The sequence below is a fragment of the Sorangium sp. So ce185 genome (assembly GCF_051526825.1).
In the GTDB taxonomy this organism is placed as follows: domain Bacteria; phylum Myxococcota_A; class Polyangia; order Polyangiales; family Polyangiaceae; genus Sorangium; species Sorangium cellulosum_D.
On the sequence record NZ_CP150316.1, the window covers coordinates 8,467,142 to 8,488,726 of the forward strand.

At 72.5% G+C, this 21,585-nt stretch carries 13 protein-coding genes; 7 read left to right on the forward strand and 6 right to left on the reverse strand.

Annotated elements, in window-relative coordinates; genetic code table 11:
- Positions 1–199 precede the first annotated feature (199 nt).
- From WMF26_RS31030 to WMF26_RS31040, 3 genes are all read left to right on the forward strand, one after another.
- Entirely contained in the window at positions 200–6,052 is a 5,853-nt protein-coding gene (locus tag WMF26_RS31030; protein ID WP_437995634.1) for a HAMP domain-containing protein, read from the forward strand.
- Positions 6,053–6,375: 323 nt separating this feature from the next.
- Positions 6,376–6,816 (forward strand): hypothetical protein, encoded by a 441-nt coding sequence (locus WMF26_RS31035; protein ID WP_437995635.1) that lies wholly within the window; start codon positions 6,376–6,378, stop codon positions 6,814–6,816.
- A 212-nt stretch (positions 6,817–7,028) separates the two neighbouring features.
- Positions 7,029–8,894: a serine/threonine-protein kinase gene (locus WMF26_RS31040; protein WP_437995636.1), complete on the forward strand. Its 1,866-nt coding sequence runs from the start codon at positions 7,029–7,031 to the stop codon at positions 8,892–8,894.
- 290 nt (positions 8,895–9,184) lie between these two features.
- On the opposite strand, the gene WMF26_RS31045 is transcribed toward WMF26_RS31040, so the two are convergent.
- Positions 9,185–10,414, reverse strand: a complete 1,230-nt coding sequence (locus tag WMF26_RS31045; protein WP_437995637.1) for a phospholipase D-like domain-containing protein — start codon at positions 10,412–10,414, stop codon at positions 9,185–9,187.
- A gap of 275 nt (positions 10,415–10,689) precedes the next feature.
- Between WMF26_RS31045 and WMF26_RS31050 the strand changes: the two genes are divergently transcribed.
- Both WMF26_RS31050 and WMF26_RS31055 read left to right on the forward strand, forming a co-directional pair.
- The gene (locus WMF26_RS31050) at positions 10,690–11,250 is read left to right on the forward strand and encodes a hypothetical protein (protein ID WP_437995638.1); all 561 of its coding nucleotides are present in this window, start codon (positions 10,690–10,692) and stop codon (positions 11,248–11,250) included.
- Positions 11,251–11,255: 5 nt separating this feature from the next.
- Positions 11,256–11,741, forward strand: a complete 486-nt coding sequence (locus WMF26_RS31055; RefSeq protein ID WP_061627237.1) for a DUF421 domain-containing protein — start codon at positions 11,256–11,258, stop codon at positions 11,739–11,741.
- A gap of 7 nt (positions 11,742–11,748) precedes the next feature.
- On the opposite strand, the gene WMF26_RS31060 is transcribed toward WMF26_RS31055, so the two are convergent.
- The 5 genes from WMF26_RS31060 to WMF26_RS31080 all read right to left on the reverse strand — a co-directional run bounded on the left by WMF26_RS31060 (position 11,749) and on the right by WMF26_RS31080 (position 19,698).
- Entirely contained in the window at positions 11,749–13,233 is a 1,485-nt protein-coding gene (locus WMF26_RS31060) for a DUF2330 domain-containing protein (RefSeq protein WP_437995639.1), read from the reverse strand.
- A 271-nt stretch (positions 13,234–13,504) separates the two neighbouring features.
- The gene (gene trmFO / locus WMF26_RS31065; RefSeq protein ID WP_437995640.1) at positions 13,505–14,947 is read right to left on the reverse strand and encodes a methylenetetrahydrofolate--tRNA-(uracil(54)-C(5))-methyltransferase (FADH(2)-oxidizing) TrmFO; all 1,443 of its coding nucleotides are present in this window, start codon (positions 14,945–14,947) and stop codon (positions 13,505–13,507) included.
- A gap of 36 nt (positions 14,948–14,983) precedes the next feature.
- On the reverse strand, positions 14,984–17,581 hold the full coding sequence (gene topA / locus WMF26_RS31070; RefSeq protein WP_437995641.1) for a type I DNA topoisomerase: 2,598 nt from the start codon (positions 17,579–17,581) through the stop codon (positions 14,984–14,986).
- A gap of 131 nt (positions 17,582–17,712) precedes the next feature.
- The gene (locus WMF26_RS31075; protein ID WP_437949811.1) at positions 17,713–18,684 is read right to left on the reverse strand and encodes a DNA-processing protein DprA; all 972 of its coding nucleotides are present in this window, start codon (positions 18,682–18,684) and stop codon (positions 17,713–17,715) included.
- A gap of 78 nt (positions 18,685–18,762) precedes the next feature.
- A complete protein-coding gene (locus tag WMF26_RS31080) occupies positions 18,763–19,698 on the reverse strand; it encodes a hypothetical protein (protein WP_437995642.1) in 936 nt (311 codons plus the stop codon).
- 79 nt (positions 19,699–19,777) lie between these two features.
- Between WMF26_RS31080 and WMF26_RS31085 the strand changes: the two genes are divergently transcribed.
- On the forward strand, positions 19,778–20,782 hold the full coding sequence (locus WMF26_RS31085; protein ID WP_437331997.1) for a hypothetical protein: 1,005 nt from the start codon (positions 19,778–19,780) through the stop codon (positions 20,780–20,782).
- Complete coding sequence (locus tag WMF26_RS31090) at positions 20,779–21,582, forward strand: glycerophosphodiester phosphodiesterase (RefSeq protein ID WP_437995643.1); 804 nt, start codon at positions 20,779–20,781, stop codon at positions 21,580–21,582. The genes WMF26_RS31085 and WMF26_RS31090 overlap by 4 nt, the downstream gene beginning before the upstream one ends.
- Positions 21,583–21,585: the final 3 nt, after the last annotated feature.

Consider the following 21,585-nt stretch of genomic DNA (forward strand, 5'->3'; position numbering starts at 1 on the left):
CCCGCCCCCCGGACGAGAGGGCCAGTCCTCCTCTCGCCCTCTCGCCGCCTCGCGGCGGCGCCCCGGCGCCCGAGCGGCGCGCCGGGGCGCCTGATCCCACCGCTCTCGGCGCCCCGGGTTCCCTCCGCGCCCGGGGCACGCCCTCGTTTCCCTTCACCGATCGGCCCTGACTGCGATGCAGGGCCAGGAGAACAGCGGCATGGAGCAGCGTAGCGACCTCGACAAGGCCCGCAGAGCGAAGGCTGGCAATGGCAAGAGCAAGAAGGGCGCGTCGGGCGGGGGGTCGCACGGCGCCGCGCGCGCGAAGAAGGCCCCCGCGGCGGAGCCCCCCCGCGCCGCGGCGCCCATCGAGCGCGACGGGCTCGACCGGCGGACGCTGCTGACGTCGCTGCTGAGCCTCAAGAAGGGCGATTTCTCGGTGCGGCTGCCCGTCGACTGGCTGGGGCTCGACGGGAAGATCGCGGACACCTTCAACGAGGTCGTCGAGCTCAACGAGAAGATGGCGAAGGAGCTCTACCGCCTGAGCCGCGTGGTCGGCAAGGAAGGCCAGCTCTCGCAGCGCGCCTTCATCGGCGAGGTGAACGGCGCGTGGGCCGACGAGGTCGCGTGCATCAACGCCCTGATCGGCGATCTCGTCCACCCCACCGCCGAGACGGCGCGCGTCATCGGCGCCGTCGCCAAGGGCGATCTCTCGCAGACGATGGCCCTCGAGGTCGACGGCAGGCCGCTCGACGGCGAGTTCCTCCGGACGGCCAAGACCGTCAACACCATGGTCGAGCAGCTGGGCTCCTTCGCGTCCGAGGTCACGCGCGTCGCCCGCGAGGTCGGCACCGAGGGCAAGCTCGGCGGGCAGGCCGACGTCCGCGGCGTCGCCGGCACCTGGAAGGACCTCACCGACTCCGTCAACTCGATGGCGTCGAACCTCACGGCCCAGGTGCGCAACATCGCGACCGTCACCACCGCCGTCGCCAACGGCGACCTGTCCAAGAAGATCACCGTCGACGTCAAGGGCGAGATCCTCGAGCTCAAGGACACCATCAACACGATGGTCGATCAGCTCCGCTCGTTCGCGTCCGAGGTGACGCGCGTCGCGCGCGAGGTCGGCACCGAGGGCAAGCTCGGCGGCCAGGCCGACGTCCGCGGCGTCGCCGGCACCTGGAAGGACCTCACCGACTCCGTCAACTCGATGGCCGGCAACCTCACCGCCCAGGTGCGCAACATCGCCGCCGTCACCACCGCCGTCGCCAACGGCGATCTCTCGAAGAAGATCACCGTCGACGTCAAGGGCGAGATCCTCGAGCTCAAGAACACCATCAACACGATGGTCGATCAGCTCAACTCCTTCGCCTCCGAGGTCACGCGCGTCGCCCGCGAGGTCGGCACCGAGGGCAAGCTCGGCGGACAGGCCGACGTCCGCGGCGTCGCCGGCACCTGGAAGGACCTCACCGACTCCGTCAACTCGATGGCCGGCAACCTCACCGCCCAGGTGCGCAACATCGCCGCCGTCACCACCGCCGTCGCGAAGGGGGATCTCTCGAAGAAGATCACCGTCGACGTCAAGGGCGAGATCCTCGAGCTCAAGGACACCATCAACACGATGGTCGATCAGCTGAGCTCCCTCGCGGCCGAGGTCACGCGCGTCGCCCGCGAGGTCGGCACCGAGGGCAAGCTCGGCGGACAGGCCGACGTCCGCGGCGTCGCCGGCACCTGGAAGGACCTCACCGACTCCGTCAACTCGATGGCCGGCAACCTCACCGCCCAGGTGCGCAACATCGCGACCGTCACCACCGCCGTCGCCAACGGCGATCTCTCGAAGAAGATCACCGTCGACGTCAAGGGCGAGATCCTCGAGCTCAAGAACACCATCAACACGATGGTCGATCAGCTCAACTCCTTCGCCTCCGAGGTCACGCGCGTCGCCCGCGAGGTCGGCACCGAGGGAAAGCTCGGCGGGCAGGCCGACGTCCGCGGCGTCGCGGGCACCTGGAAGGACCTCACCGACTCCGTCAACTCGATGGCAGGCAACCTCACCGCCCAGGTGCGCAACATCGCCGCCGTCACCACCGCCGTCGCCACGGGCGATCTCTCGAAGAAGATCACCGTCGACGTCAAGGGCGAGATCCTCGAGCTCAAGAACACCATCAACACGATGGTCGACCAGCTGAGCGCGTTCGCGGCGCAGGTGACGCGCGTCGCGCGCGAGGTCGGCACCGAGGGCAAGCTCGGCGGTCAGGCCGAGGTGACCGGCGTCGCGGGCACCTGGAAGGACCTCACCGACTCCGTCAACTCGATGGCCGGCAACCTCACCGCCCAGGTGCGCAACATCGCCGCCGTCACCACCGCCGTCGCCAACGGCGACCTCTCGAAGAAGATCACCGTCGACGTCCGCGGCGAGATCCTCGAGCTCAAGGACACCATCAACACGATGGTCGATCAGCTCCGCTCGTTCGCGTCCGAAGTGACGCGCGTCGCCCGCGAGGTCGGCACCGAGGGAAAGCTCGGCGGACAGGCCGACGTCCGCGGCGTCGCCGGCACCTGGAAGGACCTCACCGACTCCGTCAACTCGATGGCCGGCAACCTCACCGCCCAGGTGCGCAACATCGCCGCCGTCACCACCGCCGTCGCCAACGGCGATCTCTCGAAGAAGATCACCGTCGACGTCAAGGGCGAGATCCTCGAGCTCAAGAACACCATCAACACGATGGTCGATCAGCTCAACTCCTTCGCCTCCGAGGTCACGCGCGTCGCCCGCGAGGTCGGCACCGAGGGCAAGCTCGGCGGACAGGCCGACGTCCGCGGCGTCGCCGGCACCTGGAAGGACCTCACCGACAACGTGAACTCGATGGCCGGCAACCTGACGAACCAGGTGCGCGGCATCGCGAAGGTCGTGACGGCGGTCGCCAACGGCGATCTCAAGCGCAAGCTGATCGTCGACGCGAAGGGGGAGATCGCCGCGCTCGCGGACACGATCAACGGCATGATCGAGACGCTCGCGACGTTCGCGGATCAGGTGACCACGGTGGCGCGCGAGGTCGGGGTCGAGGGCAAGCTCGGCGGCCAGGCGAGCGTGCCCGGCGCGGCCGGCACGTGGAAGGACCTCACCGACAACGTGAACCAGCTCGCGGCGAACCTCACGACGCAGGTCCGCGCGATCGCCGAGGTGGCCACCGCCGTCACCAAGGGCGACCTCACCCGGTCGATCAAGGTCGAGGCGCAGGGCGAGGTCGCGGCGCTGAAGGACAACATCAATGAGATGATCCGGAACCTCAAGGACACGACGCTGAAGAACAGCGAGCAGGACTGGCTCAAGACCAACCTCGCCAAGTTCTCGCGCATGCTCCAGGGGCAGAAGGATCTCCTCACCGTCGGCCGCCTCATCCTGTCCGAGCTCGCCCCGGTGGTCACGGCGCAGCAGGGCGTCTTCTACATCATGGACTCCTCCCGGGAGGAGCCCGTCCTCAAGCTGCTCGCGAGCTACGCGTTCAAGGAGCGCAAGCACGTCGACAACCAGTTCAAGCTCGGCGAGGGGCTCGTCGGGCAGTGCGCGCTCGAGAAGGAGAAGATCCTCCTCGTCAACGCGCCGCCCGACTACATCACGATCACGAGCGGCCTCGGCGAGGCGCCCCCGGTCAACATCATCGTGATGCCCGTGCTCTTCGAGGGGCAGGTGAAGGCCGTCATCGAGCTCGCGTCGCTCGAGCGCTTCAGCCCGACCCACCAGGCGTTCCTCGATCAGCTCACCGAGTCGATCGGCATCGTGCTCAACACGATCGAGGCCAACATGCGCACCGAGGACCTGCTCAAGCAGTCCCAGTCGCTGGCGCGCGAGCTCCAGAGCCAGCAGGAGGAGCTCCAGGAGACGAACGCGGCGCTCGGCGAGAAGGCGCGCCTCCTGGCCGAGCAGAACGTCGAGGTCGAGCGGAAGAACCACGAGGTCGAGCAGGCCCGCCAGGCCCTCGAAGAGAAGGCGCGGCAGCTCGCCCTCACGTCGAAATACAAGTCGGAGTTCATGGCCAACATGTCCCATGAGCTCAGGACCCCGCTGAACAGCCTGCTCATCCTCTCGGACCAGCTCTCCAGGAACAACGACCAGAACCTCACCCCGCGGCAGGTCGAGTTCGCGAAGACGATCCACGCGTCGGGGACCGATCTCCTCGCGCTCATCAACGACATCCTGGACCTCTCGAAGATCGAGTCCGGCACCGTCGTCGTCGACGTGGGCGAGATCGGCTTCAAGGACCTCTCGGACTACGTACAACGTACGTTCCGGCACGTCGCCGAGTCCAAGAAGCTCGACTTCGAGCTCTCGTTCTCGCCGGCGCTGCCGTCCTCGATGCTCACCGACGCGAAGCGGCTCCAGCAGGTGCTCAAGAACCTGCTCTCGAACGCCTTCAAGTTCACCGAGCGCGGCAAGGTGGTCCTGGAGGTGACAGTGGCCCGCGACGGCTGGAACCGTGAGAACGATGTGCTCAGCCGGGCCGACTCGGTGATCGCCCTCTCCGTCCACGACACGGGCATCGGGATCGCGCCGGACAAACAGCAGATCATCTTCGAGGCGTTCCAGCAGGCCGACGGGAGCACGAGCCGCAAGTACGGGGGCACCGGGCTCGGGCTCGCGATCAGCCGGGAGATCGCGCGGATGCTCGGCGGCGACCTCGCGCTGGTGAGCGCGCCGGGCCGCGGCAGCACGTTCACGCTCTACCTGCCGCGCACCTACCGGCCCGTGCGGGCGGCGCGGCGGCAGCCGACGCACGTCCTCGACACGCCGGCCGCCATCGAGGACACCGTCCACAGCAGCCGGCCGTCGGATCGCATGGCCGCGGGCCCGGACACGCAGGTCATCGACGACAGCGAGAGCGTCCGCCCCGGCGACCGCGCGATCGTGATCGTGGAGAACGACACCGTGTTCGCCCGCTTCCTCGTGGACGTCGCGCGCGAGCACGGCTTCAAGGCGGTCGTCGCCGTCCGCGGCGCGACGGGGCTCTCGCTGGTGCGCGAGCTCAAGCCCGCGGCGATCACGCTGGACATCAACCTGCCCGACATGGACGGCTGGCGCGTGCTCGACTGCCTCAAGCGCGATCTGTCGGCGCGGCACGTCCCGGTCCAGGTGATCACGACGGAGACGGAGGAGGAGCGGAGCCGCGCGCGGCGGATGGGCGCGGTGGGGCTCCTCAACAAGCCGCTCAGCAGCAGGACGGCGCTCGACGAGGCCTTCGCGCGGCTCGACGGGCTGGTCAGCTCGCCGCGGCGCCGGCTGCTCGTCGTCGAGCCGGACGCGGCGTCGGGCGATCCCGTGGTCGAGCTGCTCCGGGACGAGGGGGTCACGATCGCCAGCGTGGCCACCGGCGAGGCCGCGCTCGCCGCCCTCGAGCGCGAGCCGTACGAGGCGATCGTGCTCGGGCTGCGCCTGCCCGACATGCCGGGCCTCGAGCTCCTCGAGCACCTCGACCGGGCCGGGCGTTTCACCGATCTGGCGGCCATCGTGTACACGCCGGCCGACGTGGCCGGGGACGACGAGGTGCAGCTCGGCCGCCTCGCGCAGCGGCTCCCCGTGAAGCATGTCCAGTCGAGGGAGCGCCTGCTCGACGAGGTCACGCTCGCGCTGCACCGCCGGCTCTCGGATCTGCCGGAGCCGAAGCGGGTGTTGATCGAGCAGCTCCACGAGTCGGCCGCCGCGCTCTCCGGCAAGTGCGCGCTGATCGTCGACGACGATTTCCGCAACATCTACGCGCTGAAGACCGTCCTCGAGAGCCAGGGGATGACCACGCTCGCCGCCGATACGGGCAAGGCGGCGATCGACCGTCTGGAGAGGACGAGCGGCATCGATGTCGTGCTCATGGACATCATGATGCCGGAGATGGACGGATACGACACGATGCGCGCGATCCGGCAGCGGCCAGCGTTCCAGACGCTCCCGATCATCGCCGTCACGGCCAGGGCGATGAAGGGCGATCGCGAGAAATGCCTCGAGGCCGGCGCGACCGACTACATCTCCAAGCCGGTCGATACGGAGCAGCTGCTCGCGCTGCTCCGCATCTGGCTGCATCGCTGAGCTCGCTCTCCCCCTCGCCGCCGCGCCGCGCGGATGTGCCCGGGCGCACGCGGCGGTTCGTCTTCGCTGCAACGGCGCCTCAGTGTGGCGTCTCTCCGCAGGCTCAGGCGTCTACCGTCCACAGCCGACGGCGCAGGAGAGCGTGCATTTGCGGCATCCTCCGTTGGCACGGCGCCTGCTGTACGGGGTGGGATTCCAGAATACAGCGAGGGTACGCGTCTGGGCGAGGACGTCCTTCGGGAAAGGAGCTGTCGGTGAGGGCAAAGCTGGTGACCGGTCTTGTGAGGACACGGCTCGACGCCGAGAGAGCGGTTGAGCGCGTCATGAGCTGTGGATACAAGCGTGACGCCATCAGCCTTGTCATCAGCGACGCCGCGCCCGGAGAGCGTGTCGAGAGCGGAACCGGCTCGAGGGCGGCGGCGGACGTCGGCGTCGGCGGGGCGGGCTTCGCGGCGTTCGCGACGGCCGGCGCGAGCGTGGCGTTCCCTGGCCTCGAGCTCGCGGTGGCGGGCCCCCTGGAGTCCGCGCTCGCGGGCGCGGGCAGCGCGGCCGGCGGGCTCGTCGGCGCGCTCGCCGGCGCTGGTGTGCCCGAGCACCGCGCGCGCGTGTACGAGAGCGGCTTGCGGCAGGGCGCGGTCCTCGTGGGCGTTCACGCGACCTCGGAGCGAGACGCGGAGATCCTGGCGATGATCCTCGAGGTTTCGGGCGCCGAGAACGTCCGGAGCGAGAGCGCGCAGCGACGTCCTTACGACAGCTTCATCTAGGCAGCGCGCGGGGGTGAGCGCGCTGGCGATGCTGGGGCGCCCGGCGCGTGGCAACTTGCCTCGCTGAGGCGCGCTGCCGCCGACGCGCTCGTCCGGGATTTCAGGCGCTCCCCGAGAGGAGCGCCTGGCACGAGCGATGCTCCAGATTTGGAATCGTGGCGAAGCGTGGCGTCGTGGGCGGCGGATGGCCGGAGCAGGCGGCAGGAGAGCGCATGTCGAGCAACTTGACCCAGGGGTTCGAGCACACCTTAGGGGAGCGCTTCGAGGCTGGCACGGTGGTGGGCGACAAGTACCAGCTCCTCCGCAAGGCGGGAGAGGGGGCGATGGGCTCTGTCTGGGTCGCTGCGAACACGGCGCTCGAGGCCAACGTGGCCATCAAGGTGCTGCGCCCGGAGATGCGCTCTCCCGCGATCGCGGAGCGCCTGCTGCGCGAGGCGCGGGCGGCGGCGAAGCTCAGTCATCCGGGCATCGTGCGCGTCTTCGATCTCGGCAAGACCGCGGGCGGCACGCCGTACATCGTGATGGAGCTCCTGGAGGGCGAGGCCCTGCGGGACGTGCTCTGCCGCGAGCAGCGGCTCTTGCCCGAGGCGGCGATCGCGATCTTGCTTCCGGTCGCGAGCGCGATGCACGCCGCCCACGAGCGCGGCGTCGTCCACCGGGATCTCAAGCCGGACAACGTGATGCTGGCGGAGCAGGGCGACGGGAGGATCCAGCCGAAGGTCGTCGATTTCGGGATCGCGAAGGTGACGTGGACCGAACCGCAGTCCGGCTCGACGGGCGCGGCGGTGATCGGGACGCCGCAGTACATGCCGCCCGAGCAGGCGCTCGGGCAGGGCCAGCTCGATCATCGCGCGGACATCTGGGCGTTCTGCACGATGCTGTACGAGTCGATCGCGGGCGAGACGCCCTATGCCGGCGAGCAGGGGTTCGGGACGCTTCGGGCGGTCATCCAGGATCCGGTGCAGTCGCTCGTCGAGCGGTGCGGCACGGATCCGGCGTTGTGGTCGATCATCGAGCGCGGGTTGCGCAAGGACCCGGCGGATCGCTGGGGGAGCATGCGCGAGCTCGGCGTCGCGCTCGCGACGTGGCTCCTCTCGCGGGGCGTCTCGGAGGACGTGTGCGGCGCGTCGCTCCGCGCGCAGTGGCTGGACGAGCGGACGAGCCAGATCCCCGCGCCGTCGCCGCGGCCGATGGTGGTGAGCGCTGCGCCGACGCTGCACTCGCGGCGCTCCGACGACGCGCTGGAGCTGCAGCTGCCCATGGCGTCCGCGCGGCGGGCGCCTGACGAGACGAGCCGCCGCGCCGCGGTGGTGGTGCGGCGCGGATCGCTGGAGGAGAGCGGCGAGCGGGCGTGGTCCGAGGCGACGGCGATGGTGAATCCGCCGGTGGCGGTGTCGCCGTCTCAGCGGCCCTCGTTGCGGGATCGCTTCCCGTTCCGCCGCTTCGCGGCGGCGGGCTTCGTCCTCATGGCGGGTGCGGCGGCGTGGAGCGTGGCGCCGGTCTCGACGGGCCCAGCGGTCGAGCTGACGCCGACGGCGCCGGCGTCTCTGGCCGCGCCACCGGCGCCGGTCGCAGAGCCGTCGTCGCCGGTGCGCCCTGCGGCCGAGGCGAGCTCCCTGACGGCCAGCATCGCGCGCGGCGTCGTGGCGCCCCCGGCGCCCCCGGCGCCCCCGGCCGAGCCTGTGGCCCCGCGCCCGACGCGGGCTCCGAAGCCGGCTCCCCCTGCGCCTGGGCCCACAGCTGCGGCCGCCAAGTCGCCGGCGCCCACCGCGAGCGCGCCGCTCCCGGATCTACCCTCGTCCGACGCGGGCGTGGAGGCGCTGCAGCTCCTTGCGCAGGCGCCCACGTCCGGCGCGTCGCCGGAGCCCGGGGCCGCTGCCTGCACGGGTGGGCAGGATGGCGCGGGGTCGGCTTGCCCGCCGGTGGCCGACGCCTCGGCGCCTGCGGTCGAGGTCCACGAGGATGCGGGGGCGGCCAGTCAGGAGCCCGCCCCTCCCCCGCCAGCGGCCGAGCCGGCCCCGCCGGTTGCCGACGCGGGCGCGGCCGAGGAGCCCCCGAGCGCTCCAGCGGCGCCGTAGCGGATCGGGCTCACGGGTCGGCCGGGCCGGCCGGGGCGAGGTCTCTCGTCTCCGCCTCTCGTCTCGGTCTCTCGTCTCCACCTCTCTCCGTCTCTCGTCCCCGTCTTCCGTCTCTCGTCCCCGTGCTCGTCTGCGTGCGCGCTGACTCCGGGGAATCGCGCACGCGACTCCGGGGAATCGCGCACGCGCACGCGCACGAAGGACGAGCACGGAAGACGGAAGACGGAAGACGGAAGACGGGGACGAGAGACCGAGACTGAAGACGAGGACGAGAGCAGCTGAAAACCGCTCTAGACTCCGATAGCTGGCAGGAAGCCCCCCTCCCGCTCCGGCTCGGGGAGCGCTCCGCGCCCTCTCCCGGACGCGTACCGCGGCTCCAGCAGATCGAGCCCCAGGCTCCACAGCGCGTTTCGCATCCGCGCGAGCGCCCCCAGCCTGGGAAGGTTGTTGAGGCACACCTCCTCGCTCCGATCGACGTCCCGCTCGAACAGGTTCGCCGCGTCCCTCACGAAGCCAGGCTGCTTGACGATGAGGTTCGCCTCGCTCACCCACCGCAGGCTCGTCGGGTTCACGTTGAAGGTCCCCACGGTCGCCCAATCGTCGTCGATCACCGCGAACTTCGAGTGCAGCATCGACGGCAGGAACTCGTAGATCTGAAGCCCGTTCTCCAGCCACCCCCTGTACCGCGCGAGGCTCGCGTTGCGGATGGCCGGCAGATCGGAGTTGCGCGGAACGATGATCTTCACGTCGATCCCGCGGCGCGCGGCGTCGATGAGCTCGCGCTCCAGCCCGCGGGGCGGGCAGAAATACGCGTTCTCGATCCACACGCGCCGCCGCGCCGAGCGCACCCGCTCCACGTGGCGCTCGTAGATGATCGCCGGCGGCCTGGGCGCGTCGGTGATGAACTCCACGTCGTCGTAGACGCCGCCGGTCCAGTAGTCGAACGAGCGCCCGTCGGCCTCGTTGGCGAGCATCCAGCGGCACTCGAACGCCCGCGCCATGTCGCCCACGCAGGGCCCCACCACCCGGCTACAGACCTCGTGCCAGCCGTCACCGCCCTGATCGCGCGGCAGCCACTCGTCGGCCCACGCCGCGCCGCCGACGTACCCGGCGCCGTCGATCACCACGATGCGCGAGTGCTCCCGCGGGAACACGACGCCCCGGCGCAGCACCGTGCCGAGCGGCCGGTACGCGCGCGCGCGGATGCCGCGAGCCCGCATGTCCTCGAAGAACTGCGCCGGCGTCGCGTGGCTGCCGAGCGCGTCGTAGAGCAGCCGCACGTCGACGCCGCGCCGCACGGCGGCCGCGAACGCATCGGCGAAGCGATGACCCATCAGATCGTTGCGGTAGATGTACGTCGAGATCCAGATCCGCTCCCGGGCGCGCGCGATGTCGTCGAGGAGCGACTCGAGCACCACCGTCATCCCGGGCAAGAGGCGCGTCGCGTGGAGCGCGCACCCCCTGTCCGGCACCGCGTGGCTGGTCCTGGAGTTCGCCCTGGAGCCTGGAAAGGTCAGCACCGAGCAAGTCATGTCGAGTCCCGGCGCGGGGCGGCTGCAGCTCGATTGCCGCAGTGGCCCGCACGCCCTCACCACAACGGCTCAAGCAGCCCGTGTGCCACCTCGCGAAGTCGCGATCGCGCAGGGATGCCCGCGGAGGAAGATGCGCGACGTGGCAGCTTGCCACGCAAGGCCACCACGCCACAGCGCCGCCGGGGCAAGCGGTCTCTCTGGCGCAGACCAGGCCCTCCGGCGCGCGCGGACCGCGGCATCGGATTTGAAGGGCGTCGTGCGCGATGGTCCCGTCCCGTCATGAGATCTCCGCTCGTCGGCCCGGCCAGGTGAACGGGCGCGCGCCCGCGGCGCCGCTCGAGACCGCGTCCGAGCCGCCGCCGGCGCCGGACATGCGGCGCCGGCTCAAGCTCAGCCCGAAGCACGCGCTCGGCGCGCTCGCGCTCGCCTGCGTCGCCGCGAGCGCCCTGTTCATGCACGCCCGCGAGACCGGCGAGGCGACCGCGCCCGGGCTCGCGCTGCGCGTGGCGTACCCCGAGCGGATGCGCTTCCGCGACACGGAGCAGCTCACCTTCGACGTGACGCGCACGGCGGACACCCCCTGCCGGGCCGCCGCGCTCACGATCGACCAGGCCTACCTGGACAGCTTCGAGGAGCGCCGCGCCACGCCCGAGGAGACCGCCATCGGCCGCTTCGAGCTGGGCGGCCTCGCGCCCGGCGAGCAGCGCCGGATCGTCGTCGATCTCCGGGGCGAGCGCTCCTGGCTCGCCTCGGGCAACGCAACCCTCTCGTGCGATGGGGAGCGCGGCGCCGTGGCGCCGCTCCGCACGTTCATCTTCCCCTGACCGCCATGGAGACCGTCGCCCGCGTCGCCTTCGTCTATGTGTTCCTCGCCGTGGCGTTCCGCGTGCTCGGCAAGCGAGAGCTCAGCTCGCTGTCCCCCTTCGAGCTCGTCACGCTCATGCTGATCCCGGAGATCGTCTCTCAGGCCCTCGTCCGCGAGGCGTCGCTCGCGAACGCGCTCGCGGGCGTGTCCACCCTCCTCGTGCTCGTGTTCCTGACGTCGATCCTGACGCACCTCTCCCCGCGGGCGTCCAAGGTCATCGACGGCACGCCGACGGTCCTGGTCGCGAACGGCCGCATCCTGGAGGAGGCGTGCAATCGCCAGCGCATCCAGCCGGAGGAGATCGTGTCCGAGATGCACAAGAGCGGGCTCGCGCACCTCTCGCAGGTGCGCTGGGCCATCCTGGAGGCGGACGGCGATCTCACCATCATCCCGGAGCAGGGCCAGCCCCTGCCCGTCGCGCGACCGAGGGCGCGGGACGTGGACGCCTGAGCGTCCGTCAGGCCGGGCGGGAGGCGAAGCGGCGCGCGCCGCGGCGGGCGAGCGCCGCCGCGAGGGCGAGGGCGCCGAGCGTCATGCCCACGAGCGTGCCCTGCCCCCGCGTCCGCGAGGCGCGGTCGCCGTCGACGAGCGGGAGCGCCGCGCCGCAGAGCACCTCGGCGTGGACGCTCAGGCGGGCGCGCATCCAGTTGTCGACCCGCTCCTGCTTCGCGGGGCTCAGGACGAGGTCGGTGTCGAGCGCCGCGCGCGGCAGGTTCGCCTCGAGGCGCGTGAGCCACACGTCCCTCGGGTGCAGGCCGATCATCGCGACCGCGAGGTCGTCGAGCGGCCCGCACGCGAGCTCGCGCGCGTCGATCTGGCCCGCGGCGACCTCGCCGCAGCTCGGGTCGGAGAGCGGGACGCCGGCGGGACACGGGCTCGCCACGGCGCGGCTCTCCGTCGCGATCTCGGCGAAGCGCACGGCGCAGTCGGTGTCCAGGGTCTCGCCGTTCGCGAGCCCCTGCTGGGCGAACGCCGCGGCGATCGTGTCGACCGGGGTGGTCGAGCCGCTCGTCGTGTACTGCACGCCGAACGGCGCCGCGGAGCTCGACACGGGCGAGAACAGCGAGCCCTGTTGCGCGTAGGGCGTGAGGAACGCGCGGCCGCCGTCGTGCGCCGCGAGCGCCTTCTCGCGGAGCTCGCCGTAGTTCGAGTCTTGCGAGGCGAAGTCCCACGCGAGGAGGTCGACGGGGACCGCCGCGGCCGCGAACCCCTCCGGAGCGAGCCGCGCCTCGCTGATGGTGAAGAGGGTGATCGCGACGTTCGCGCCCGTGCCGGCGGCCACCATCCGGAGCGGCAGCGCGGCGTTCGCCCCCGGCATGACGACCCGCACCGGCTTCATCTCCTTCACGTCCTTGCCGGGCTGGAGCCTGAGGGCGATGAAGTCGAATTGCTCCTCGACGTAGGCGTCGATGACCGGCTGCGTCGATTCGTCGACGCCGAAGCCGTTCCTCTCCAGCCACGTGTTCAGCGCGCCGGGCGTGTCGGTCGTGAGCGTCACGGTCTCGTAGGGGCCGACGGTGCCGCGGTGGAGGACGGTGACCTGGTCGTTGCCGAACCCCCCTGCCACGCCGCTCTCCGAGTCGGCCGAGCCCAGCGCGCCGCAGCCGCCCCCGCTCGCGGCGCAAAAGGAGTTCGGCGCCGTGATGCGGACCGACGTGGCCGCGTCGAGCGTCTCGAACCAGGCGTCCGAGCCGACCTCGATCGTCGCGCCGGGCTTCACCGGGAGCACCCAGGCGAACTCGCGCGGATCGCCGGAGTACTGGATCTGATCCCAGAGCACCGACTGGACGGGCGACACCGAGAGGACCATCCGGTGCGCGTTGACGACCGTGGTCTCGGTCGGCGGGGCGAAGCACCCGCCGCAGGCGAGCGCCTCGCGCGGCGAGAGGAGCGTCGCGGAAGGAACGGCGAGCGCGAGGAGCGCGAGCAAGCGAAGTTTCATCGGGTACCTCCATGGGCGCGGGTCCGCGCGGGCGGGCTCCCGGAGCGCGGTCGGCGCGCGGCGCACCACCTCCAGGCTACCCAAGCCCGCGCGCGGCAGGCAGCCCGCGCACGATTGGCGCGCGGCCCGTGCGCCGCGCGGCCCCCGCGCCGCGCGTCAGCGCTCGCAGGGAGCCGGACCGCCAGGAAGAAACCTGAATGTTCTTCCCGACTTACAGCCTTCCAGAGCGCTCGCCAGGACGCGCGTGGGCACGGCCCGCCGAGGCCGCCCGTCAGCCCGCGGCCCACCACGCGTCGAGGTCGCGGAGGGCGCGCTCGGCCATCGCCTCGTAGCGGGCGCGCTTGCGCAGCTTGCCGTGGGCGGGATCGAGCGGCGCGATGTGCGCCCAGGTGATGTTCGACGGCTGATACGACGACGGCTGCTTCCGCCCGAGGTGCGTGAGGATGCCGCCGAGCGCCGTCGTGGGCGGCGGCGGCCGGAGCGGCTCGTTCCGCAGCCGCTGCGCGAGGAGGATCGCGCACACGAACCCGGCCGCGGCGCTCTCCACGTAGCCCTCCACGCCCGAGATCTGGCCGGCGAGGTGCACGCCCGGCAGCGCGCGCAGCTCCATCGCCGGGCCGAGGAGCGCCGGCGCGTCCACGAAGGTGTTCCGGTGCACGGAGCCCATGCGGAGGAACTCGGCCTCCTCGAGGCCGGGCACCATCCGGAACACCCGGAGCTGCTCGGCGTACTTCATGCGCGTCTGGAAGCCGACCAGGTTGTACGCCGTCGCCGCCTCGTCCTCCGGGCGCAGCTGGAGCACCGCGTACGGCCGCCTGCCGGTGCGCGGATCGGTGAGCCCGACCGGCTTCATCGGCCCGAACGCGAGCGTCTGCTCCCCGCGCGCGGCCATCACCTCGCACGGCAGGCACCCCTCGAAGTAGCGCACCTCCTCGAAGTCGCGGGCCTCCACCTTCTCCGACGCGACGAGGGCCCGGACGAACGCCTTGTACTGCGCCTCGTCGAAGGGGCAGTTCACGTACGCCTCGTCGCCGGCCTCGGCGTCGTCGCGGCGCTCGGCCGCGTCCTCCGGCGGCGGCGCCGTCGGCTCGGGCCGCGCGGCGCCCTCCGCCGGCGCGGCGCGCTCGCCCCGGACCGCGCCGCCCTTGCCGTAGCGCGACTGCTTCCACACGCGCGACCAGTCGATCGAGTCGGCGCTGACGATCGGCGCGATCGCGTCGTAGTAGGCGAGGTGCTCGGCGCCCACGGCCGCGGCGAGGCTCGCCGCGAGGGCGTCGGACGTGAGCGGACCGGTCGCGAGGATCACCGGGCGCTCGGCCGGGATCTCCGTCACCTCCCGCCGCTCCACGGCGATGCGAGGATGGGCCTCGATCGCCCGCGTCATCGCCTCGGCGAACCGCTCACGATCGACCGCCAGCGCGCCGCCGGCGGGCACCGAGGTCTCGTCGGCGCACCGCAGGGCGAGCGAGCCCACGCGACGGAGCTCTTCCTTGAGCAGCCCGACCGCGTTGCTCAGCGCCGCGCCGCGCAGCGAGTTCGAGCACACGAGCTCGGCCATCCGATCGCTCGTCTGCGCGGGCGTGCGCTTGTGCGGCTTCATCTCGACGAGGCGCACGCGCAGCCCGCGCTGGGCGAGCTGGTACGCCGCCTCGCAACCGGCCAGGCCGCCTCCGACGACGACGACCTCGTCGCGCGGGCTCTCCGCTCCGTTCATGTGCAGCTCACCAGGGTGGGAGGTCTCGCGGCCTTCTTAGCTCGCCGTGCGCCGGGCGCGCACGGCCCGCGCGGGCTTTTCGTCTTCCCCCTTCGGCGCGCCGGCCCCCTTGGGCGCGGCCTCGGGCCGGTCGGCCGGCGCGGGCTTCGGCGGCTCGGGCCGATCGGCCGGCGCCGCCGCGGCGCTCGCGACGATCGCCGCGGCGTCGAGGGAGGCGGACCCGTCCGCGGCGCCCTCCTCCCCCTCGCCCTCGACGATCTCCTGCTTGAAGCCGCAGTCCTTGGTCGCGCAGACGAGCATCGCCTTCTTGCCGGCGGTGCGGGTGACGAACTTCGCGCCGCACTGGGGGCACGGGACCGGCACCGGCTTCTGCCAGAGCTTGAAGTCGCACTTCTGCTCGGCGTTCCAGTTCGAGCAGCCGTAGAAGGTGCGCCCGCCCTTCTTGCGGGGCCGGATCTCGATGAGATCGCCGCCGCAGCTCGGGCACGCGACGCCGAGCGGCACCGGGCGCGTGTTCTTGCAGGCCGGGTACCCGGTGCACGACAGGAAGTCGCCGAAGCGCCCCGTCTTGATGATCATCGGCTTCCCGCACTTGTCGCACGAGATGTCGGTCTCGCGGACGGCGGCGGTCCCGCGCGCGTCGGACAGGTCGCGGGTGGCCTTGCACTTCGGGTAGCGCTCGCAGCTCAAGAACCAGCCGTTCTTGCCCCACTTCTTGAGCATCATCGACCCACACTCGTCGCAGACGATGTCGGTCTTCTCCGCCTCGGGCTTCCACGGCGCGAGCTTCTTCGACTTGTCGAGCTGCTCCCGGAACTTCTTGTAGAAGCGCTTGAGCAGCTGCTCGCGCTTCAGGTTGCCGGCGCCGACCGCGTCGAGCTCCTCCTCCATCTGCGCGGTGAAGTTCGGATCCATGATGTCGAGGTTCGACCGGACGAGGCCGTCGACCACGAACTTGCCGAGCAGCGTCGGCTGGAACGCGCCGCCCTCGCGCTTCTCCACGTACGCGCGCTGCTGCACCTTGCTGATGATCTCGGCGTACGTCGACGGGCGGCCGATGCCGCGCTTCTCCAGCTCGCGCACCAGCGAGCCCTCGTTGTAGCGGGGCGGCGGCTGCGTGAACTTCTGGTCGGTGACGACGCCCGGCGGCGACACCGCGAGCGCCTCGCCCTCCTTCATGTCGGGCAGGAGCGCCTCCGAGTCCTCCTCGGCCGACGGCCCCGGCGCCGCCCGCTCCGCCTCGACGGCGCTCGCCTCGGCGGGCGCCGCCGCGCCGCCGCCGCCGTCCGCCGCGGCGCCGGCGCTCTCCTCCTCGCCGGCGAACTCCTGCTGGCCCTCCGTGACCTGCAGCCAGCCGGCGAACTTCAGGATCCGCCCGCTCGCCCGGGCGAGGTAGCTCCGGTGCGCGGGCTCGGCGACCGTCGGCGCGACGTCGATCTCGACCGTCGTGCGGTCGTACACCGCCGGGTTCATCTGCGAGGCGACGAAGCGGTTCCAGATGAGCTTGTACAGCTTGTACTGCTCGTCCTTGAGGTGCTTCTTGATCGAGTCCGGGTGGATCTCGACGCTCGTCGGCCGGATCGCCTCGTGCGCGTCCTGCGCGTTCTTCTTCGACTTGAAGACGTTCGGGCGCTCGGGGACGAACTCCTTGCCGTACCGCTTCGCGACCACGCCGCGCACCTCGGCGACCGCGTCGTCGCTCACGCGCGTCGAGTCGGTACGCATGTACGTGATGAGGCCGACCGGGCCGCCGTCGCGCTTGAGGTCGATGCCCTCGTAGAGCGCCTGGGCGATCTGCATCGTCCGCTTGGCGCCGAAGTGCAGGTAGTTCGTCGCGTCCTGCTGGAGCTTCGACGTCGTGTACGGCGCGGGCGGGTTGCGCTTCTGCTCGCGCCGCACGACCTTCGCCACCCGGTAGCGGGCGGTCTCGAGGTCGGCGCGCACCTTCGCGGCGACCTCGCCGTTCGTCACCTCGAGCTTCTTGCCGTCGGCCGAGGCGAGCTTCGCGACGAACGGCGCGCGCTGCGGCGGGCTCGCCGCGGTGAGGCCGACCGCGATGTTCCAGTACTCCTCCGGGACGAACGCCTCGACCTCGCGCTCGCGGTCGACGATGAGCCGCAGCGCGACCGACTGCACCCGCCCGGCCGACAGGCCGAACGCGAGCTTCGACCAGACGAGCGCCGAGACGTCGTAGCCGACGATGCGATCGAGCACGCGCCGCGCCCGCTGGGCGTCGTAGAGGTTCTCGTCGAGCTTGCGGGGGTTGTGGACGCCGTGGTCGACCCCCTTCTTCGTGATCTCGTGGAACTCCACCCGCGCCACCTTGAGCTTCGGGTTCTTGATTTCCTCCGAGATGTGGAACGCGATCGCCTCTCCCTCGCGATCGGGGTCGGTCGCCAGGAGCACCTCGTCCGCCTTCTTCGCGGCGGACTTGAGCTCCTCCAGGACCTTCTCCTTGCCCTCGATGACCTCGTAGGTCTCGGCGAAGTCGTTCTGCACGTCGACGGCGTTCTGCTTCTTGGGCAGATCCTTGACGTGGCCCTTCGAGGCGAACACCTCGTACCCGTTGCCGAGATACTTCTTGATGGTCTTCGCCTTCGCCGGCGACTCCACGATGACGAGCGTCTTGGCCATCACCACCTTCTGAGCAACGCGATCGGGGCTTGTGAGAGGATTGAAGGGCGACCTTCGGTGCGAGGGAGGCCCCCCTCGCGAGGAGGCGGCCACCCGGAACCGCACTGGGCAGGGTGAGCCGGCGCGCCCCTTCAACGAAGAGCCCGCCGAAACAACCCGGCGGGCCCCTCTACTACTACGGCCTGGAGCGTCAACGTCAAGAGTGCCTCCACGGCGCGCCTGGGCGGAAGCCCCGTCCTCTCGCAGACCTCGTCCACGTGCGCCGGGCAGGCGTCCAGGGCGTCGAAAACGGCGCGCTCGACCGCGCTCATCGCCGGGATTTGCGCGGTTTCCTCGGGCGGAGCGCTCGCCGGCGCGGCGACGGCCGGGTCCGGCAGCGGCAGGGTGCCGGCGGCGGGCGGGCTGTTGCGCGGCGACCGCCGCGCCCGCCGGCGGGGCGGCGGCGCCGGCCCGCCGAGGACGTCGATCACGTCGGCCGCGCGCGTCACGGGGCGCGCGCCGGAGACGAGCTCCAGCGCGCAGCCGACGCCGCGCGGGCTCCACGGGGCGTGGGGGACGACGCAGAGGTGGCGCCCGAGGCGGCGAGCCGCCGCGGCGGCGGAGCGGGCGCCGCTCTCGATGCCCGCCTCGACCACGACGGTCGCGAGGGTGAGCGCGGCGAGCACGGCGTTGCGCTGGAGGAACAGCCCCGGCAGCGGCGGCGTGTCGTCGGGGACGCGCGCGAGCAGCGCGCCGCCCGCGGCGAGGATGCGATCGAAGAGCGGCGCGTGCTCCCGCGGGTAGGGGCGCGCGTGGCCGCCGCCGCTGACGACCACGGTCGGCGCGCGCGCCGCGAGCGCGCCCTCGTGCGCGGCCGCGTCGACGCCGCGCGCGCCGCCCGACCAGATCGAGTAGCCCGCCTCGCCGAGCGACGCGGCGAGCGCGCGGGTGAACCGGAGCGCGTCGTCGCTCGCGGCGCGCGTGCCGACGATCGCGATGCCGGGGCGCGACGGGAGCGCGCCGCGCAGGTAGAGCGTCGGCGGCGCGGCCTCGGTCTCGGTCACGAGGGCCCAGAGCGGCGCGGGGTAGGAGGGATCTGCGGGCTGGATCTCGATCGACGCCATACGCGGCGTGTCGACCGGCGCCCGGGCCGAGTTGCGCAAAATGCGGAGCGCGCCCGGCGCGCCCGGGCCGCCGCGGCGCTACCGGGGCGGGGCGCGGAGCGACGCGGCGCCTGGCGGCGCGGCGCTGGAGGACGGCGCGGCGCTGGAGGGCGGCGCGGCGTTCGGCGGCGCGGCGTTCGGCGGCGCGGCGCTGGAGGGCGGCGCGGCGCTCGGCGGCGCGGCGTTCGGCGGCGCGGCGCTGGAGGGCGGCGCGGCGCTGGAGGGCGGCGCGCTCGGCGGCGCGGCGCTCGGCGGCGCCGTGTCGGGCGGGGTCGCGCCGGGCGGCCCGGCGCCGGGGGGAGCGGGCGGGCGCGGGCCGCGGTAGCCCTGCACGAGCACGACGCCCGCGCCGCGCCGCACCTGCGCGTGCAGGCTCCCGGCGAACGGCGCGCCTCCGGGCGAGGTGAAGCACGCGCCCCGGCCGCCGATCACCGCGATCGGCCCGCTGTCCGCGTCCTGTCCGACGATCTCGTGCGACGGCGGCGCGCCCTTCGTGACGAAGAGATCGACCTCGATCACGCCGAGCCCGCCCTGCGCGATGAACACGGCGCACTCCCCCGGCGCCACGCGCACCGGGATCGCGCTGCTCTCCCCCTCCCCGATCGCGAGCGACACGACGTCGCCGAGCGGCGTCATCCCCCTCGCCTCGCCGCGCGCGGTGTTGGCGAGCGCGAGCGCGGTCACGCGCGGCGCCGGCGCGCTCGCCGCGGGCCGCTGCTGCCCCACGCGGCTCAGGAACAGCCGCGCCGCCTCCGGGTCCGGCTCGGGCGCATCGCTCGGCGGCGGCGGGTTCCGCACCTCGCGCGTGGGCGCGGGGGCCGGCGCCGGCGGAGGGCTCGGCTGCAGGACCTCGGCGCGGGGCGCGGAGGCGCCGCCGCAGCCCGACGCGGCGAGCAGCGCGACGAGCGGCGCGGCGGCGAAGCGGCGCGCCGGCCTGAACGGATGCAGTGCGAGGGGAACGAGGGCACGCCGCACGGCGCGGAGCCTATCAGAACCGCCGCGCGACGCTCGGCCCGCGAGCGGCCGGCCGTGAGGCGTGCTACCCCCTCGCCCGATGAAGCCCAGGGACATCGTCGTCGCGACGCACGGCCACTGCTTCGACGGCATGGCGAGCGCGGCGCTGTTCACCCGCTTGATGCAGGCGCTCCGCCCCGGCGAGCCGCTCGCGCTCCGCTACCGCTCCTGCGGGTACGGCCCGGGCATGACGATGATCCCGCCCTCGTGGCTCGACGGCGACGAGAACGCGATCCTCGACTTCCGGTACACGCCGACGAAGAAGCTGACGTGGTACTTCGACCACCACATCACCGGGTTCGGCTCGGACGACGAGCGCGACGCGGCGCTCGCCGGCGCGTCGCGCGGGACGGCCGTGGGCGACGCGCCGCACGTCTTCTACGACGCCGCCTACGGCTCGTGCACGAAGCTCATCGCGGACGTCAGCCGCGATCGCTTCGGCGTCGAGATGTCCGGCGTCGATGAGCTCATCCGCTGGGCCGACCTCATCGACACCGCGCGCTTCCCCTCGGCCGAGGCCGCCGTGAGCCGCGAGGAGCCGATCATGCAGCTCGCGTCGGTCGTCGAGCACCACGGCGACGGGCCCTTCCTCGCCTCCGTCGTGCCCCGGCTCGTCGAGCGGCCCGTGAGCGAGGTGGCGCGCGCGCCCGACATCCAGGAGCTCTGGCGGCCGCTCTCCCTCTCGCGGCAGACTTTCGTCGCGCGCATCGAGCGCGGCGCGCGGAAGCTCGGCCGCGTCGTGCTGGTCGATCTCTCCGACGCGCCGCTCGAGGCGGTCGGCAAGTTCATGACGTACGCGATGTACCCGGACTGCGTGTACTCGGTCACGCTCTCCCGGCACAAGCAGCACTACAAGCTCTCGGTCGGCTACAACCCCTGGTGCGGCGTCGCGCGCGATCGCGACATCGCCCCGATCTGCCGCCGCTACGACGGGGGCGGGCACCCGGCCGTCGGCGCGGCGTCCTTCCCGCTCTCCGCGCTCGAGCGCGCGCGCGAGGCGGCCCGCACCATCGCGGAGGAGCTCAACGAGGAGCCCGCGCGGTGACCTGGGCCGAGCAGCGCTTCCGCCGGAGCGCGCGCGCGGCGGGGCGGGCGGCGCCACGGGGCGAGGCCGGCGCGCTCGGGCCTTGCGCGCCGCTCCTCTTCGGGCACCGGGGCGTGCGCGGCGAGGGCGCCCCCGCCGAGAACACCCTCGCCGCCTTCGAGGCGGCGGCCGCGCAGGGCGCCGACGGGATCGAGCTCGACGTGCGGGTGTGCGGGTCGGGCGAGCTCGTGGCGCTGCACGACCCGGACCTCGAGCGGGTGACCCAGGGCGCGGACCCGCGCGCCGCCGCGGCGCTCCGCTGGGACGAGCTGCGGCAGGTCGACCTCGGCGGCGAGCGGGTGCCGCTCGTCTCCGAGGTGCTCGCGTTCGCGCGCGGGCGGCGGCTCGTGGTCAACATCGAGATGAAGCGGGACGTGCCCGACCGCGCCGCCGTCGTGCTCGCGACCGCGCGCCTCTTGCGCGCCTGGGATCCCCGCCACGCGGTGCTCGTCTCGTCGTTCGATCCGGTCATGCTGGCCTCCTTCGGGGTCATGGCGCCCGCCGTCCCGCGCGCGCTCCTCGTGCACCGGAGCCGCTACCACGACACGGCCGTGCGCCTCGCGCCGGCGCTCGGGGCGCTCGCCGCGCACATCGAGCGGACGATCGCGTCGCCCGAGCGCATCGCGCTGCTGAAGCGGCAGGGGCGCGTGATCAACGTGTGGACCGTGAACGACCCGCGGGAAGCGCGGGACCTCGCCGCGCTCGGCGTCGACGGGCTGATCACCGACGTGCCGCGCCGCATCCGCGAAGCGCTCGCGTGACCG

Excerpts from the sequence above, each read along its gene's own strand:
- WMF26_RS31030 (WP_437995634.1), top strand. The coding sequence starts at position 200 with ATGGAGCAGCGTAGCGACCTCGACAAGGCCCGCAGAGCGAAGGCTGGC.
- WMF26_RS31035 (WP_437995635.1), top strand. The coding sequence starts at position 6,376 with ATGAGCTGTGGATACAAGCGTGACGCCATCAGCCTTGTCATCAGCGAC.
- WMF26_RS31040 (WP_437995636.1), top strand. The coding sequence starts at position 7,029 with ATGTCGAGCAACTTGACCCAGGGGTTCGAGCACACCTTAGGGGAGCGC.
- WMF26_RS31050 (WP_437995638.1), top strand. The coding sequence starts at position 10,690 with ATGGTCCCGTCCCGTCATGAGATCTCCGCTCGTCGGCCCGGCCAGGTG.
- WMF26_RS31055 (WP_061627237.1), top strand. The coding sequence starts at position 11,256 with ATGGAGACCGTCGCCCGCGTCGCCTTCGTCTATGTGTTCCTCGCCGTG.
- WMF26_RS31060 (WP_437995639.1), bottom strand. The coding sequence starts at position 13,233 with ATGAAACTTCGCTTGCTCGCGCTCCTCGCGCTCGCCGTTCCTTCCGCG.
- trmFO (WP_437995640.1), bottom strand. The coding sequence starts at position 14,947 with ATGAACGGAGCGGAGAGCCCGCGCGACGAGGTCGTCGTCGTCGGAGGC.
- topA (WP_437995641.1), bottom strand. The coding sequence starts at position 17,581 with ATGGCCAAGACGCTCGTCATCGTGGAGTCGCCGGCGAAGGCGAAGACC.
- WMF26_RS31075 (WP_437949811.1), bottom strand. The coding sequence starts at position 18,684 with ATGGCGTCGATCGAGATCCAGCCCGCAGATCCCTCCTACCCCGCGCCG.
- WMF26_RS31085 (WP_437331997.1), top strand. The coding sequence starts at position 19,778 with ATGAAGCCCAGGGACATCGTCGTCGCGACGCACGGCCACTGCTTCGAC.